This window comes from Moraxella sp. CTOTU47618 (assembly GCF_032017425.1).
Taxonomy (GTDB): domain Bacteria; phylum Pseudomonadota; class Gammaproteobacteria; order Pseudomonadales; family Moraxellaceae; genus Faucicola; species Faucicola tetraodonis.
The window spans coordinates 112,775-127,666 of record NZ_DALZPW010000003.1 but is presented as its reverse complement, the minus strand read 5'-3'; the positions used below and the strand labels follow the sequence as shown (position 1 = coordinate 127,666).

At 43.4% G+C, this 14,892-nt stretch carries 14 protein-coding genes; 6 read left to right on the top strand and 8 right to left on the bottom strand.

Features of this window, described 5'->3' with window-relative positions:
• Positions 1–18 precede the first annotated feature (18 nt).
• From RTS09_RS04225 to RTS09_RS04215, 3 genes are all read left to right on the top strand, one after another.
• Positions 19–1,122, top strand: coding sequence for a calcium:cation antiporter (locus RTS09_RS04225; protein WP_203172098.1), 1,104 nt, complete (start codon positions 19–21; stop codon positions 1,120–1,122).
• Positions 1,123–1,388: 266 nt separating this feature from the next.
• A complete protein-coding gene (gene lysM / locus RTS09_RS04220; RefSeq protein ID WP_239742798.1) occupies positions 1,389–1,898 on the top strand; it encodes a peptidoglycan-binding protein LysM in 510 nt (169 codons plus the stop codon).
• 97 nt (positions 1,899–1,995) lie between these two features.
• Positions 1,996–2,220, top strand: coding sequence for a hypothetical protein (locus RTS09_RS04215; protein ID WP_312534591.1), 225 nt, complete (start codon positions 1,996–1,998; stop codon positions 2,218–2,220).
• 54 nt (positions 2,221–2,274) lie between these two features.
• On the opposite strand, the gene RTS09_RS04210 is transcribed toward RTS09_RS04215, so the two are convergent.
• The 5 genes from RTS09_RS04210 to leuC all read right to left on the bottom strand — a co-directional run bounded on the left by RTS09_RS04210 (position 2,275) and on the right by leuC (position 8,037).
• A complete protein-coding gene (locus tag RTS09_RS04210; protein ID WP_312534588.1) occupies positions 2,275–3,594 on the bottom strand; it encodes a L,D-transpeptidase family protein in 1,320 nt (439 codons plus the stop codon).
• A gap of 216 nt (positions 3,595–3,810) precedes the next feature.
• Positions 3,811–4,881, bottom strand: coding sequence for a 3-isopropylmalate dehydrogenase (gene leuB / locus RTS09_RS04205; RefSeq protein WP_312534585.1), 1,071 nt, complete (start codon positions 4,879–4,881; stop codon positions 3,811–3,813).
• Between the two features lie 130 nt (positions 4,882–5,011).
• On the bottom strand, positions 5,012–5,656 hold the full coding sequence (locus RTS09_RS04200; protein ID WP_312534582.1) for a hypothetical protein: 645 nt from the start codon (positions 5,654–5,656) through the stop codon (positions 5,012–5,014).
• A gap of 302 nt (positions 5,657–5,958) precedes the next feature.
• On the bottom strand, positions 5,959–6,609 hold the full coding sequence (gene leuD, locus RTS09_RS04195; RefSeq protein WP_076774050.1) for a 3-isopropylmalate dehydratase small subunit: 651 nt from the start codon (positions 6,607–6,609) through the stop codon (positions 5,959–5,961).
• Between the two features lie 9 nt (positions 6,610–6,618).
• The gene (gene leuC, locus RTS09_RS04190) at positions 6,619–8,037 is read right to left on the bottom strand and encodes a 3-isopropylmalate dehydratase large subunit (RefSeq protein ID WP_065252956.1); all 1,419 of its coding nucleotides are present in this window, start codon (positions 8,035–8,037) and stop codon (positions 6,619–6,621) included.
• Positions 8,038–8,284: 247 nt separating this feature from the next.
• Between leuC and RTS09_RS04185 the strand changes: the two genes are divergently transcribed.
• Positions 8,285–9,175, top strand: coding sequence for a LysR family transcriptional regulator (locus RTS09_RS04185; RefSeq protein WP_065252955.1), 891 nt, complete (start codon positions 8,285–8,287; stop codon positions 9,173–9,175).
• A 357-nt stretch (positions 9,176–9,532) separates the two neighbouring features.
• Here the strand turns inward: RTS09_RS04185 and RTS09_RS04180 are convergent, their stop codons facing one another.
• Positions 9,533–10,228: a DUF3108 domain-containing protein gene (locus tag RTS09_RS04180; protein WP_312534579.1), complete on the bottom strand. Its 696-nt coding sequence runs from the start codon at positions 10,226–10,228 to the stop codon at positions 9,533–9,535.
• A gap of 402 nt (positions 10,229–10,630) precedes the next feature.
• Between RTS09_RS04180 and RTS09_RS04175 the strand changes: the two genes are divergently transcribed.
• Entirely contained in the window at positions 10,631–10,924 is a 294-nt protein-coding gene (locus RTS09_RS04175) for a co-chaperone GroES (RefSeq protein WP_197931485.1), read from the top strand.
• 171 nt (positions 10,925–11,095) lie between these two features.
• Positions 11,096–12,736 (top strand): chaperonin GroEL, encoded by a 1,641-nt coding sequence (gene groL / locus RTS09_RS04170; protein WP_224054190.1) that lies wholly within the window; start codon positions 11,096–11,098, stop codon positions 12,734–12,736.
• A 236-nt stretch (positions 12,737–12,972) separates the two neighbouring features.
• On the opposite strand, the gene yaaA is transcribed toward groL, so the two are convergent.
• Positions 12,973–13,779, bottom strand: a complete 807-nt coding sequence (gene yaaA, locus RTS09_RS04165) for a peroxide stress protein YaaA (RefSeq protein ID WP_076774052.1) — start codon at positions 13,777–13,779, stop codon at positions 12,973–12,975.
• Between the two features lie 111 nt (positions 13,780–13,890).
• The gene (gene argF, locus RTS09_RS04160; RefSeq protein ID WP_076774053.1) at positions 13,891–14,811 is read right to left on the bottom strand and encodes an ornithine carbamoyltransferase; all 921 of its coding nucleotides are present in this window, start codon (positions 14,809–14,811) and stop codon (positions 13,891–13,893) included.
• Between the last annotated feature and the right edge of the window lie 81 nt (positions 14,812–14,892).

Genomic DNA, 14,892 nt, shown 5'->3' with positions numbered 1-14,892 from the left:
AGATAGAGCGGAGGTGGTATGGCAAAAACATTTTGGCTGAACCAAAAATATAATATCAATTTACCCATTTGGACGTTATTGTCGCCAAGTATTGCCGCTTTAGTGCTTGCGGTGCATTTGATTTGGCATCCCTCGGGTATCATCATGAATACCGTGACGGCGATTTTTTTGATGGGGTCAGTTTTTGCTGCCGTACATCACGCTGAGGTGATTGCTCACAAAGTGGGGGAGCCTTTTGGTACGTTGGTTTTGGCATTGGCGGTCACTGTGATTGAAGTGGCACTTATTTTGGCACTCATGAGTAGTAGCACACCCACCGATGCCGCGGTGCTTGCCCGTGATACGGTATTTGCAGCAGTGATGCTGATTTGTAACGGGATTATTGGTATTTGCCTGTTAATTGGTGGTATCAAAAATTATGTACAGCGTTATAGCTTGCATGGCAGTAAAGCGGCAATTAGTGTGTTATTGGCGATTGCATTAATCGTATTTATTTTACCCAATTTTACCACCTCTGCCGCAGGCGGTTTTATGATAGGCGCTCAGCTGCTGTTTGTAGCGATTTGCTGTTTGATTTTGTATGCCGCATTTATCTTTACCCAAACCATTCGTCACCGAGATTATTTTATTGCTGATGGGCAAGAAGACCTGCATCACAGTGATAATGCGCTAACCATGGCGATGAGTGTGGGATTTTTGTTTTTCAGTTTGGTGACGGTGGTAGGTCTTGCTAAGATGTTGTCGCCTGCGATGGAAGCGGCGCTGCTCGCGATGGGTATGCCAAAAATTGTGCTAGGGATTATTATTGCTGCTTTGGTACTGTTGCCTGAATCTATTGCCGCGTTAAAAGCTGCCTACAACGACCAACTGCAAAACAGTTTAAATTTGGGGCTAGGCTCTGCTTTGGCGTCTATTTCGTTGACAATTCCTGTTATCGCGCTTTATTCAATGTTCACAGCAACGCCCGTCATGTTTGGGTTGTCTGCCAAAGAAGGGCTAATGCTGGTTATTACGCTGATGATAACCATCAATACTTTAAGTACCGGGCGCACCACTTTTTTACATGGCATCATCCATTTGGTCATGTTAGCCACTTTTGTGTTTTTCTCAATTATCCCCTAAAGGAATAAATGGCATAGAAAATTGGCGTAATAGATGAAAGACTACTTGCAATTAGTAACATTCCTTTACTAAATACTTATGCTCATTAATTTAAGTTTTTGCTAATCTAGAGGGCAACTAGAATAACGCCATACTTAACACGATTATCGTTGTAGTGATTAGAGGTCATTCTAGTCATTTGAGGTGTTGAAACGATCATTTAAGAGTTTCAACGAACCATACATTAAAAATTGTGCATTAAAATATTACAACATAAGGAAAAACAAATGGGACTATTTAGCTTTGCAAAAGACATCGGTGATAAAATCTTTCATCGTAACAAAGACGCTGCGCCAGCATCGACACCTGCATCAAACGTAGCACCAACCGCAACGCCTGCAGCCTCTAATGAGCCATCTGCACAAGAGATCGCGAACTTATTGATTCAGCGCATCCAACAAAATGCCAAAATTGACAATCTATCAGTCAACTATGACGGTAACACTGACAAAGTAACTATTAATGGTTCTGCTGCTAACCAAGCAGAGCGCGAAAAAGCCATTCTAGCGGCAGGTAATGTACAGTATGTTGCACAAGTGGAAGACAACATCACGGTTGCGACGCAAGAGCCAGAATCTCGTATGTACACAGTGAAATCAGGCGATACGCTGTCAAAAATTTCAAAAGAAGTGTATGGCGATACCAACCAATACAACAAAATCTTTGAAGCCAACAAACCATTACTCTCTGACCCAAACAAAATCTATCCAGGTCAAGTGCTTCGTATCCCAGCTTAATTTTTACCTTAAGCCTTTTAAAAAACCAGTGACTCCTGTCGCTGGTTTTTTTATAAAAAAATTTGCATATCGATAAATAAAGTTTTAAGGATAAACCATGAAAAACCAAAAACAATTAATCAAATTGGGTGAGCAACTGGAGAAAAATCCGTCAATCGCTCAATCCAATTTGGCTGTTAAACCCCGTAATTACTTGGCGTTAAATCCGCTTTTGCAAAAAGGCGGATTGCATCAAAAAGATGATGTCGAAATCGCCCGCAAAAAACAACGCAGGCAGACCAAGCAGGATTTGCGAAAACAAGTTTGGCGACAGGAATCGTAATAACCAAACACCCCAAAATTTGGGGTGTTTGTTTGACGCTTATACAATATAAACTTATTCAAAGACCACATCCGCCCCATCGGCAATCGTGCCATACAGACTTAGCGCATCCCAATTGGTCAAACGCACACAACCGTGTGATTTTTGTGCGCTGATTAACTCAGGCTCAGGCGAGCCATGAATGCCATAGCCACGTTTTGATAACCCAATCCAAGCACGCCCCACAGGGTTGTTGGGTCCTGGTGGTAGCCACTTTTCTTTGGAAGAAAAATCAGTATTATAGGTGGGGTTTAATACCCGATTTTTAACTTTTAAGGTGCCAGAGGGTGAGGGGGTGTAATTAGAGCCGACTGTTGTCGGGTAGCTTGCAACAAGCTCACCACTAGCAGCATAGGCGTACAAGATATTTTTCTTTTTATCGCTCACAACCTTAGTCACTTCCGTCATATTGGGCTGATAAGGATTGTAGACGGTGATAATGTTACCCGCTTTGAGTGGCGTGGTGGGGTTTAATCGACTCACCAGTTTTTGGCTCATATGAAATTTTTCAGCCACCGCTTCACGCGCTGATTTGTATTGCATGTCTCTGGGCGCTTTGGTGATAACCAAATCATCGCGCATTAGCTGGTAATTGATAAAAATCGGCTGCTTATTTAACGTCTCGTTGCTGGTTAACGCTGACCAAGTAGCTTCATCCATCGTGGTGGTTACGGGCAGATTGTGCTTTTGCTGAAAAATCTGCATCGCTTTGATGGTGTTTTTATTCATTATCCCTGTCACCGCACCCACGCTATGCCCATGCCAGTTAAGCAGTGCTTGGGTCTTAAATACCAACAGTTCATCAGGGGTAATTGACACTTGTTTTGGTGGTAATGCGTCTTTGTTAGCCGCGGATGACGGATTGTCATTAGCCGATTGTTTGAGCGCAGTATAGTCAATAGTTGAGTGAAAACCCGTCACAGATTGGGTCGCTGAAGCAGATGCGGTTGATGCGGCTTGTGACGTGACTACCGCAGAGGCAGGCATGGCTTTTAATTCAATAGTGCCTGTGGGTGACCAACTCACTTGGTTTACTTGCTGGGCAACCATTGGTAAATTATCAGTGGTATAGGCAATCTCTGGCAAGGCTTGTTTCAGTCGTTGCTGCACCAAGCTTGCGCCAATAAACTGTTGACTGATATTGGCTTTTAGCGTTGGGGCAGGCGAAGAGGCAGCGACACTTGCGGTTGTACTAGCTGCAGTACTAGCTGTAGTACTTGCTGTCGGAACTGTGGGTACATCCATCGCTTGATTGGGTGACTGTTGACAGGCAGATAAACTGATAGCAAGTAGTAGGCTTGTAAAGCAAGGTAATATTTTATGATAAGAAGACATAGTCATTGAAATTTAAGAAAAATTTAGCAAGGGAGGATGGAAGGTCATCGAGGTTTTAGAGAAACGATAATGGCATACTATAGCAAAACTCGGTTGAAGATAAGCAGGATTTTACAAATTTTTCAAAAAAATGTTGGTAAAAATGCCATAGAAAAAGGCAGGTTAGACCAGCTAACACTGCCTTTCACGCAAGATAAAAATTAGGCTAATCAAAGATTATAAGTTAGCGATGACCGCATCACCCATGTCTGAACAAGAAACCAGCGTGGTGCCTTGTTCAAAGATATCGCCTGTGCGTAACCCTTGCTGTAATACTTTTTGCACCGCTTGCTCAACTTGCGTGGCACGGGCTTCATCATTGAGGCTATAACGTAACAGCATCGCCAATGACAAAATGGTTGCCAATGGATTGGCTTTATTTTGACCGGCGATATCAGGGGCAGAACCATGCGATGGTTCATATAGCCCTTTACCTGTGTCATTTAAGCTCGCGGATGGTAGCATACCAATAGAGCCAGTCAGCATTGAGGCTTGATCTGACAAAATATCGCCAAAAATATTGCCTGTGGCAATCACATCAAACTGTTTTGGGGCTTTGACCAGCTGCATCGCTGCATTGTCGACATACATGTGAGTCAATTCAACATCTGGGTATTCGGCAGCGACTTCGGTGAAAATCTGCTTCCAAAACTCTGTGGTCTCAAGTACGTTGGCTTTATCAACTGAGCAGAGTTTTTTACCGCGTTTTTGTGCCGCTTCAAAAGCGACTTTGGCAATACGGCGAATTTCTGATTCGCTGTATTTCATGGTGTTATAGCCTTCTTTCTCACCGTTTTCAAGCGTGCGAATACCGCGTGGTTCACCAAAATAAATATCGCCGGTGAGCTCACGGACAATCAAAATATCTAAGCCAGATACCACCTCAGGTTTTAAAGTTGAGGCATTGGCAAGCTCTGGATAAAGAATGGCTGGGCGAAGATTGGCAAATAGATTTAAGTCTTTACGAATCGCCAGTAATCCACGCTCTGGGCGCACTGAGCGTTCAAGGCTATCATACTGTGGGCCGCCGACAGCACCGAGCAATACCGCATCAGCCTTGCGGCACAGGGTTTGGGTAGCTTCTGGATAGGGTGAGCCATGCGCATCATACGCTGAGCCACCTAACAGCCCATACTCATAGTGGGCGTCTAATCCTTGCTCGATTAATTTGTCCAATACTTTGACAGCTTGTCCAATGATTTCAGGACCAATACCATCACCTTGTAATACGGCGATCTGTTTTGTCATGTTACTTCCTTCACGTTAATCCACAACTTTTTGCTGACAACGCAGCTTTTAAAATTTTGTTAGTTTCTAAAAAATAATCGAATCAGGCATTATTGAATGACGCTTTTTTGCGTCACGCTTTAAGGCGCATCTATAAAGCAATCTTTATAAATTCATTCGATAAAGCGCCTTGCTGATTGGGTTTTTTACACCATCGATTGGTAAGTTTGGCATTTTCATACAAATCAATACACAGGGGCGTTGGGGCAGATTGCGCTAGTAAACTATAATCGGTCTTTTGAATTTGGCGGTAGGCTTTGAGCTCATAGCGTTTACCGCTTTCAAAACGATGGATAAAACTAAAACTTTCAACCGTCGTCAAATCCTCATCCAAATAAAAACGGGTGGCAACCATGTACTGACCACTGGGAAAACTTACCAAGTAATTTGGCATAGTAGACTTGCTCTGCGGCTGACTCATCAAAGGTGTGACGGTCACTGGGCTAGTCTCTTGGCTATGGTTGCCAAGTGTAGCGCTCGGGGTGTGAGTCGATTGATTGATAACTGAGAACGTGCCAATACGATTGATTTCACAGGCATAAATACCCGTACATTTTAGGGTGCTTTTGCCTGTAGCAATCGGTTGCGGCGCTGTTACCACTGAGGGTTTGGCGCGTGCGCTTGGCTGCTTTGTCATTGATTGACAGCCAGATAGCGCCACTGCCGAACAAATCGCAATGGCTATACCTACAACAGGCAAACAGTCAGGGCGAAAAAAGCGCTTCGTAAACATCATGGTCGTTATTCCCTCAAATCAAAAAAGGCAACTAAAAAATTGCAGTAACAGGGTGCCTGCCATAGTTAGACGATGATAATCATGGCGGATGATGCCATGATTTAAACACAGTCATAGGCACGCTAAAATGTGACTAACATAACCAATATCCCAACCTTTGTCAAAAAATGCCTTTGTCAAAAAATGCTTCTTTAGACACGGCTTATACGCAGGTTGGGATAGATGATGGATAAACTCTCATTGATAAATCATCAATGATGAAACGCTAGATACAGTGTACATTTACTTAACCAAGCAGCAGCCTAAACAGCGCCTGTGCCAAATACCCAAGGGCGTGATTGTTTGGCGTTCTCTTCATACGCTTTGATGCTATCAGCTTGCTGTAATGTCAGACCAATATCGTCTAAACCGTTGAGCAGACAGTGCTTACGAAACTCATCGACGTCAAACGCATAGCTTTTGCCAGAGGGGGAAATCACTTGCTGTTTTTCTAAATCCACGGTTAATTGGTAGCCATCTTGGGCAAAACATTCGGCAAACAATTCACTGACCGCATCTTCGCTTAAAATCACTGGCAACATGCCGTTTTTAAAGCAGTTGTTGTAGAAAATATCGGCAAAACTTGGCGCAATCACCGTGCGAAAACCGTATTCTTCGAGCGCCCAAGGGGCATGCTCACGGCTTGAACCACAACCAAAGTTTTTACGCGCAAGCAAAATGTTAGCACCTTGATAACGGGGCTGATTCAAAATAAAATCAGGGTTAATGGGGCGTTTGCTATTGTCTTGACCAGGATAGCCTTCGTCCAAATAACGCCATTCATCAAATAAATTGGCACCAAACCCCGTGCGTTTGATAGATTTCAAAAACTGTTTTGGAATGATTTGGTCAGTGTCCACGTTTGAGCGATCTAGTGGGCAGACAATGCCCTGCTCAAGGGTATATTTTTTCATAGTTCTACCTTAATAATTTCTCACGTCAACAAAATGACCGGCTAATGCGGCAGCGGCGGCCATGGCAGGGCTGACCAAATGGGTGCGTCCGCCATTGCCTTGACGACCTTCAAAGTTACGATTCGAGGTACTGGCGCAATGTTCTTTTGGCTGCAATTTATCCGCGTTCATGGCGAGGCACATCGAGCAGCCTGGCTCCCGCCATTCAAAACCCGCTGCGGTAAAGATTTTATCTAGCCCTTCGCTTTCTGCTTGTTGTTTAACCAACCCAGAACCAGCTACCACAATCGCTTCTTTGACGCTATCTGCGACTCTGCGACCTTTGATAACCGCCGCCGCCGCGCGAATATCTTCAATACGTGAGTTGGTACAAGAGCCGATAAACACCCGATCGACTTTGATGTCAGTGACCGGTTGGCCTGCGGTCAAACCCATATACTCATAAGCGCGTGTCCAAGCGTCTTTTTGGACGTCATCTTTTGCCGCATCTAGGGTAGGGACGTGCGCGCTGATATCCACCACCATCTCAGGGGAAGTGCCCCATGATACTTGGGGGGCGATGTCCGCGCCTGCCATCTCAATGACGGTATCAAACACGGCATCAGCATCTGAATGTAGGGTTTGCCAGTAAGCCACGGCTTTATCCCACATTTCACCGGTAGGCGCATAGGGACGACCTTTGACGTATTCAATCGTGGTGTCATCAACGGCCACCATACCAACGCGCGCGCCCGCTTCAATCGCCATATTACACACGGTCATACGTCCTTCCATGCTCATGTCACGGAACACATCGCCTGCAAATTCAATGGCGTAACCTGTCCCGCCCGCGGTGCCGATTTTTGCAATAATCGCTAGTACCACGTCTTTGGGGGTGACGCCTTCACCCAATTTGCCATCGACTTTGATAAGCATATTTTTCATCTTGGTTTGCACAAGACACTGCGTTGCCAATACATGCTCAACCTCACTGGTACCGATGCCGTGGGCAAGACAGCCTAACGCACCATGGGTTGCGGTATGTGAGTCGCCACACACCACCGTCATCCCAGGTAACACTAAACCTTGTTCTGGGCCTACCACATGCACAATGCCTTGGCGCACGTCATTGATGGTAAATTCAGTGATGTTAAATTTGGCACAGTTTTCATCGAGTGTGGCTACTTGCAAGCGAGAGACATCATCTTTAATGCCTGCCACCCCTTCTTTACGTTCGCTTGCCACCGTCGGGACATTATGGTCAGGGGTGGCGACGTTTGCTGACAAACGCCAAGGGTCACGATTTGCCAATGACAAGCCTTCAAATGCTTGCGGGCTTGTGACTTCGTGTAATAAATGACGGTCGATATAGATAAGACTAGAACCGTCGTCTCGTTGATTGACTAAGTGATCTTGCCAAAGTTTATCATAAAGCGTTTGCGCTGCCATGACACATATCCTATGGTTTTTTTATAAAAGGGCGTAGTAATTGGGTAAACAATAACGACATTATAACAAAGAAAAATGATAATTTTAATTGATGATTTTTATATTTTATAAAAATTTTAGGAATGTATTGGACGATTAAATAAATTGTATTTGTGCATACGTTGTCTTATAATCTTATTTAATGTATTTTTTAAAGAATGAAACTTTTATTTATATCAAATGGTAGGATTTTATTGTTGGGGGAAAGATGAATACCACAAATTTAAATACTTTTTTAGCGGTTATGCAAACAGGTAGTATCTCGCAGGCGGCTGATAAATTATTTATTACACAGCCTGCAGTAAGTAAGCGTATCAAAAACTTAGAAGACGAATTTGATGTCACCCTTTTTGATACAGTGGGTCGTGGTATTATCCCAACCCAAGCGGCGCATGACTTGATACCCCATGCCAAACGCTGGCTAGATGATTATGACAATCTAAAAATTAATCTTAAAAACCGCCAGCAAACGGTATCAGGCAAACTGATTATTGGTACCAGTCATCATATTGGCTTACATCATCTGCCAGCTGTCCTCAAACAATTTATCCAAAGCTATCCTGCGGTACAGCTTGAAGTGCATTTTGTCGATTCCGAGCAAGCGCATAAAGCAGTCCTTGATGGCGACTTGTCATTGGCTTTTTTAACGCTACCCCCTGTGTATGATAAACGTCTAAATTATCATATGCTATGGTCAGATCCGCTGCATTTTGTGACCGGCATTTTATCGCCACTGGCGCATAAAATGAACGTGACGCTTGAGCAATTGGCCAACTATCCAGCGATTTTACCCGCCGCCAATACCTTTACCAGTCAAATCACTTTAGCCGAATTTGCCAAATATAACTTAAAACCGTATGCTACGATGAGCACCAATCCGCTAGAGTCGATTCGTATGTTGGTATCGGTTGGGCTAGGCTGGTCGGTGTTACCGCAAACGTTAGTCAATCAAGATTTACAGCCGATTAACATGGATACCCCCGTTGAGTTGCAACGCTATTTGGGTTTGGTCACCAATCCCAATATCACGGTATCTGCAAGCATGGCAGCCTTGCTTGACATGTTGGGATTAGAGGTAGATGGTAAACATCGCGATTAATGGATCGATATAAAAAAAAGCCTATCGACGTGATAGGCTTTGGGTAGAATTGTAGGCTTTACCGCGTAAATGCACCTCACCTTCCAATTTTTGCAATACCGGTCCGCCATATACTTGCCAGTTATTTTTTTCGCCAAATTTGACACCCACCAAACCTGTGAAGTTTTTACTATCAACAGAGACGTTGGGAGGCTGAGCAGAATTTTGTGCAATTCTTGCAGCGGCATCCTACTGTTCATAACCCTTTTTATAATTAGGATCAGTTAAAGAAATTTTATCTAGATTTTCTTTGGATTTAGTTGCGATAGCCAAATTAACTTGAGGATTATTAACAAAATGTCAAAACATGCCAAAGTATTAATTTACTTTAACCAAATTCATTTCCATTTTTTTACCATCATTGTTTTGAACGACTTTAACAGGTAGATAATCAAGTTTTGGGGCTAACCAAAAACTGGTTTGACGGTCTTTATTATCATGCACGCGATCGATACGCACCACGTCAAAAGTACCCGCTGGCACGGTAATGCGAGTCACGGCAGATTTTTTAAAGGGCACTGCTTCAACTGTATTGCGATCTGCCATGTAATAGTTACCACGGAATTTGCCTGCTTTTAAATCTTCCCGAATTTGAATTTCCAAACTTAAATCATCATACGCAGGCTGTGGCAAAGCAATGACTTTGTTTTGACCTTTATAATTGGTGACCAGCTGTTTTTTTGCATTATTAAAGTTCAATGTGGTAGTTCGACCCGTCCCCAAAATTTTGTATTGGGTTAATGCGCTCACCGGTAAGATAGCGCCATTGGTATTGACAAAATTGGCGGTTTGCTTGGCACTGGCTAATTTACCGACACTTGCATTAACATTATAAAAATACTGATTGCCAGTTTGGGTCAATACACGGCTTGCGGTACCATTATATTTGCCTTCAATATTAAAATTATAGGTTGCATTAAAAGGGGCAACTGCCGCATTCGCTATAGAAGTGATAGCCATCGCTGACACGAGTGAAGTACTTACTAACAGTTTTTTTACTAAAGAATTTTTCATGTTTCATCCATCAAATAACGTTCATCAGATAAGGTTAAATCTATTTGGTATGCATACAGTAGTATTGATGGCAAGCAAATACAAGCCAGTTAACAAAAGATTGTGATTGTGCAATAAACGACAGTCTTTATGAAGTGTTTGGGCTAGGTAGTTAAAAAATTGACAACAAATTGCAAAATTTCGTAATTTTCTGCTTGAACAAATTGGCAGACATCCCCACTGTTAGACAGTGAATTGATAACATGTCATAAGCATAGGATTATTTATGTAAACAGATAGTTATCATCTTTTTGTGGTCGGCAAAATAGAGGGGGTCTTTTGAGCTAACCTCTGAGCTGATCACAGCTTTCAAAGCTAACTACGGCTTTCAAACAATAATTTAACAGTTAATTTATGGAGTAGATTATGGCAATTCGTCCTTTACATGATCGTATCGTCGTGCGTCGCAGCGAAGAAGAACAAAAAACAGCTGGCGGTTTATTGCTAGCAGGCGGCGCCCAAGAAAAACCGTCTCAAGGTGAAGTCATTGCAGTAGGTAATGGTCAAATCCGTGAAAACGGTGATGTACGTGCGCTCGATGTCAAAGTCGGCGACAAAGTACTCTTCGGTCAATATGCCGGCTCAACGGTTAAAGTAGATGGTGAAGAATTATTGATTATGAAAGAAAGTGATGTATTGGGTGTGATTGAAGGTTAATCAGTCATTACTTTAAACAATCGTTTTTTACCCAAAAGCTAATTTACTTAGTCTTAATTTACCTGGTCTTAATCTAACTGGTTAAGTACTTGGTAAAGTAATTGATAGCAACCGTGGTAGCAATTTGGACTACCTTATACAAATAAAAATTTATAATTTGGAGAATTTAACATGGCTAAAGATGTAAAATTTGGTATTGATGCCCGTGCAAAAATGATTGATGGCGTTAACGTACTCGCAAATGCGGTTAAAGTAACATTGGGTCCTAAAGGTCGTAACGTGGTTATCGACAAATCTTTTGGCGCACCCACCATCACTAAAGATGGCGTATCAGTGGCTAAAGAAATCGAACTTGATGACAAATTTGAGAACATGGGTGCACAGCTGGTCCGTGAAGTTGCAAGCAAAACCAATGATGTTGCAGGTGACGGTACTACCACAGCGACTGTTTTAGCCCAAGCGATTTTGCAAGAAGGCATGAAATCAGTTGCCGCTGGCATGAACCCAATGGACTTAAAACGTGGTATCGATAAAGGTGTGCGTGCCGTTGTTGCACAAATCCACGCGTTTTCAACCCCAGCCAATGACACTAAAGCCATCGCACAAGTTGGCTCTATCTCAGCTAACTCTGACCAAACTATCGGTGACTTAATCGCTCAAGCGATGGAAAAAGTGGGTAAAGAAGGCGTAATCACAGTTGAAGAAGGTTCAGGCTTTGAAGATACCCTTGAAGTCGTTGAAGGTATGCAATTTGATCGTGGCTACATCAGCCCATACTTTGCCAATAAAGCAGATACGTTGACCGCTGAACTAGAAAACCCATTAATCTTGTTAGTGGACAAAAAAATCAGCAACATCCGTGAGTTGATTCCACTGCTTGAAAACGTAATGAAATCTGGTAAAGCCTTACTGATCATTGCTGAAGATGTTGAAAACGAAGCCTTAGCAACTTTAGTTGTGAATAACATGCGTGGTGGTTTAAAAGTTTGTGCTGTCAAAGCCCCTGGTTTTGGTGACCGTCGTAAAGCAATGCTTCAAGATATCGCTATCTTAACGGGTGGTACGGTTGTATCAGAAGAAATGGGCATGAGCTTAGAAACTGCGGATTTATCAGTATTAGGTACTGCCAAAAAAGTGACGGTTGGTAAAGAAAACACTGTGATTGTCGATGGTGCCGGTCAAAAAACTGAAATCGATGATCGTGTTGCCTCTATCCGTCGCCAAGTGGAAGAATCAACCTCTGATTATGACAAAGAAAAGCTACAAGAGCGTATTGCTAAACTCGCAGGCGGTGTGGCAGTTATCAAAGTCGGTGCGGCGACTGAAACTGAAATGAAAGAGAAAAAAGACCGTGTGGATGATGCCTTGCATGCAACTCGTGCTGCCGTCGAAGAAGGCGTTGTAGCAGGTGGTGGTGTGGCATTGGTTCGTGCTATCTCTGCGCTTGACAATGTCAATGGTGACAATGACGACCAAGCCGCGGGTATCAACATTTTACGCCGTGCGATGGAAGCCCCACTTCGTCAAATCGTGACCAACGCAGGTGATGAAGCATCTGTGGTGGTAAACCAAGTCAAAGGCGGTCAAGGTAACTACGGTTACAACGCAGCGACTGGTGAATATGGCGATATGCTTGAAATGGGTATCTTAGACCCAGCCAAAGTCACTCGCTCAGCGCTTGAAAACGCAGCATCTGTGGCAGGCTTGATGCTTACGACAGAAGCAATGATTACTGACCTGCCAAAAGACGACGCTGGCGCTGCTGCCATGGGTGGTATGGGCGGCATGGGTGGTATGGGCGGCATGATGTAATCGAAAGATTATAGCTCACTCAAGCCATTTAGCTAAAATTAAAACCCTATTAAACTTCAGTTTAATGGGGTTTTTTAATTAGGAGAAATTATTACAACCATGACGATGGAATTACTGGACAATCTGCTACCACAAGCCAAAATCATCGGTTTATTCTGTATATTCAATGAAACTGTGCTAAAAGATAGGGTCAGTGGATTTTATGGGCGAATATTTTGCGTTAAATGGCGGCGCAGTTAATCATTATCCCGTCTAAAAACATACTCAGTTGAGCTTGAAGCATTTTCAACAAACTGATAGCCTTCCAAGTTAAAGTCTTTTAACTGTTGCGCGGTTGTCAGCTGATTTTCAGCGGCAAAACGCACCATCAACCCGCGTGCCTTTTTGGCATAGAAACTTACCACCTTATATACGCCATCTTTGCCGTCTTCAAAACGGGGCGTGATAATATCCGCGCTGATTTTTTTGGGATTAACCGCCTTGAAGTATTCGTTGGAAGCCAAGTTTACCAAAACTTTGTGTTTATTTTCTGCCATGCGTTGATTGATGAGATTGGCAAGCGTATCGCCCCAAAATTGATACAAATTATCGCCTCTAGGATTTTTTAGTTTTGTGCCCATTTCCAGGCGATAAGGTAGCATCAAATCAAGCGGTTTTAACAAGCCGTACAACCCAGACAATATTCCTAATCGCTCATTGACATAATGGACTTGTTGTTCAGTCATTTGCTTCGCTGCCAAACCTGTATAGACATCACCATCAAATAAATACAGCGCCGCTTTAGCAGGTATGTCAGCATGATCGGTACTAAATGGCTGGGTAGTATCCCATCGCCAATTTTGGTTGCGCACGGCATTTAATTGCCCAAGTTTAGCTGAGATACTCATCAACGCCGACAAATCGGTTGGCGCTAATGTTTTTAATTCACTCATCAATTCGCAAGCGTGCGCCATCAAAGCAGGTTGGGTATAATGCTGACTAAAATCAAAAGGTAAATCATTTTTTTCATTCAAATTTTTGGCAGGCGAGAGCACAAAGTACATGGCTATGTTCCGTTTGCTTTATTTTATTGGTTAAGAATTCGAGCGGTTAAGATAATGATGATGATAATAATGGCAGAGCAGGGCGCAACGATAACGCCCAGGCTCAATAGACTAGGCGAGTTTGATTTTATCGGTTAACAAAAATTCCATCAGCGCTTTTTGGGCATGCAGACGATTTTCGGCTTCATCCCATACCACAGCACGCGGATCCTCTAGCAAATCATAGGAGATTTCTTCGCCACGGTGGGCCGGCAGGCAATGCATAAACAATACGTCTGGATCGGCTTTATCCAGTAATGAGCGGGTCACCATGTACTGGGCAAATCGCCGCGCACGAGTATTCTGCTCGCTCTCTTGCCCCATACTTGCCCATACATCGGTGGCGACCAAATGCGAGCCTTTGACTGCCTCATTAACATCTTCGACTAGCTCGACACAGTGCGAATACTGTTTGATGAGGTCGGCATTGGGTTCAAACCCATAAGGGGCGGATACGCGAAGCTCAAAACCAAATTGATGTGCAGCATGGATAAAAGAAGCACACATATTGTTGCCATCCCCAATCCAAGTCACCGTTTTGCCTTCGATGCTGCCACGGTGCTCCATAAAGGTTTGGATATCGGCTAGTAGCTGACAAGGATGCTGTTCGTCAGTGAGTGCATTGATAACAGGCACTTGCGAATACTGGGCGAATTTTTCAACAATACTGTGTTCAAAGGTGCGAATCATGACAATATCGACCATGCGTGAGATAACACGTGCCGAATCTTCAATCGGTTCGCCACGACCTAGCTGGGTATCACGAGGTGATAAAAATATGGCATGACCGCCAAATTGTCCCATCCCTGTTTCAAACGAAATACGGGTACGGGTGCTCGATTTTTCGAAAATCATCCCCAAGGTACGACCGACAAAAGGCTGATAAATAACCCCTTCATGCTGCATCAAACGCAGTTCGCTACCGCGTTTAATCACTTGCATCAATTCTTCTTTGCTAAAATCCAATAACGTCAAAAAATGGCGGGTACTCATTGCCTGTCCTACATCCCAATTTTGTCAATAAACATTACAGTAAACTATCAGTATAGCGGATTTATCCAAACTGTCTAGCAA

Coding starts and splice junctions, on each gene's coding strand:
- RTS09_RS04210 (WP_312534588.1), bottom strand. CDS start 3,594: ATGTCTTCTTATCATAAAATATTACCTTGCTTTACAAGCCTACTACTT.
- RTS09_RS04185 (WP_065252955.1), top strand. CDS start 8,285: ATGAATACCACAAATTTAAATACTTTTTTAGCGGTTATGCAAACAGGT.
- RTS09_RS04225 (WP_203172098.1), top strand. CDS start 19: ATGGCAAAAACATTTTGGCTGAACCAAAAATATAATATCAATTTACCC.
- argF (WP_076774053.1), bottom strand. CDS start 14,811: ATGAGTACCCGCCATTTTTTGACGTTATTGGATTTTAGCAAAGAAGAA.
- lysM (WP_239742798.1), top strand. CDS start 1,389: ATGGGACTATTTAGCTTTGCAAAAGACATCGGTGATAAAATCTTTCAT.
- RTS09_RS04200 (WP_312534582.1), bottom strand. CDS start 5,656: ATGATGTTTACGAAGCGCTTTTTTCGCCCTGACTGTTTGCCTGTTGTA.
- leuD (WP_076774050.1), bottom strand. CDS start 6,609: ATGAAAAAATATACCCTTGAGCAGGGCATTGTCTGCCCACTAGATCGC.
- RTS09_RS04180 (WP_312534579.1), bottom strand. CDS start 10,228: ATGAAAAATTCTTTAGTAAAAAAACTGTTAGTAAGTACTTCACTCGTG.
- yaaA (WP_076774052.1), bottom strand. CDS start 13,779: ATGTACTTTGTGCTCTCGCCTGCCAAAAATTTGAATGAAAAAAATGAT.
- leuB (WP_312534585.1), bottom strand. CDS start 4,881: ATGACAAAACAGATCGCCGTATTACAAGGTGATGGTATTGGTCCTGAA.
- groL (WP_224054190.1), top strand. CDS start 11,096: ATGGCTAAAGATGTAAAATTTGGTATTGATGCCCGTGCAAAAATGATT.
- RTS09_RS04215 (WP_312534591.1), top strand. CDS start 1,996: ATGAAAAACCAAAAACAATTAATCAAATTGGGTGAGCAACTGGAGAAA.
- leuC (WP_065252956.1), bottom strand. CDS start 8,037: ATGGCAGCGCAAACGCTTTATGATAAACTTTGGCAAGATCACTTAGTC.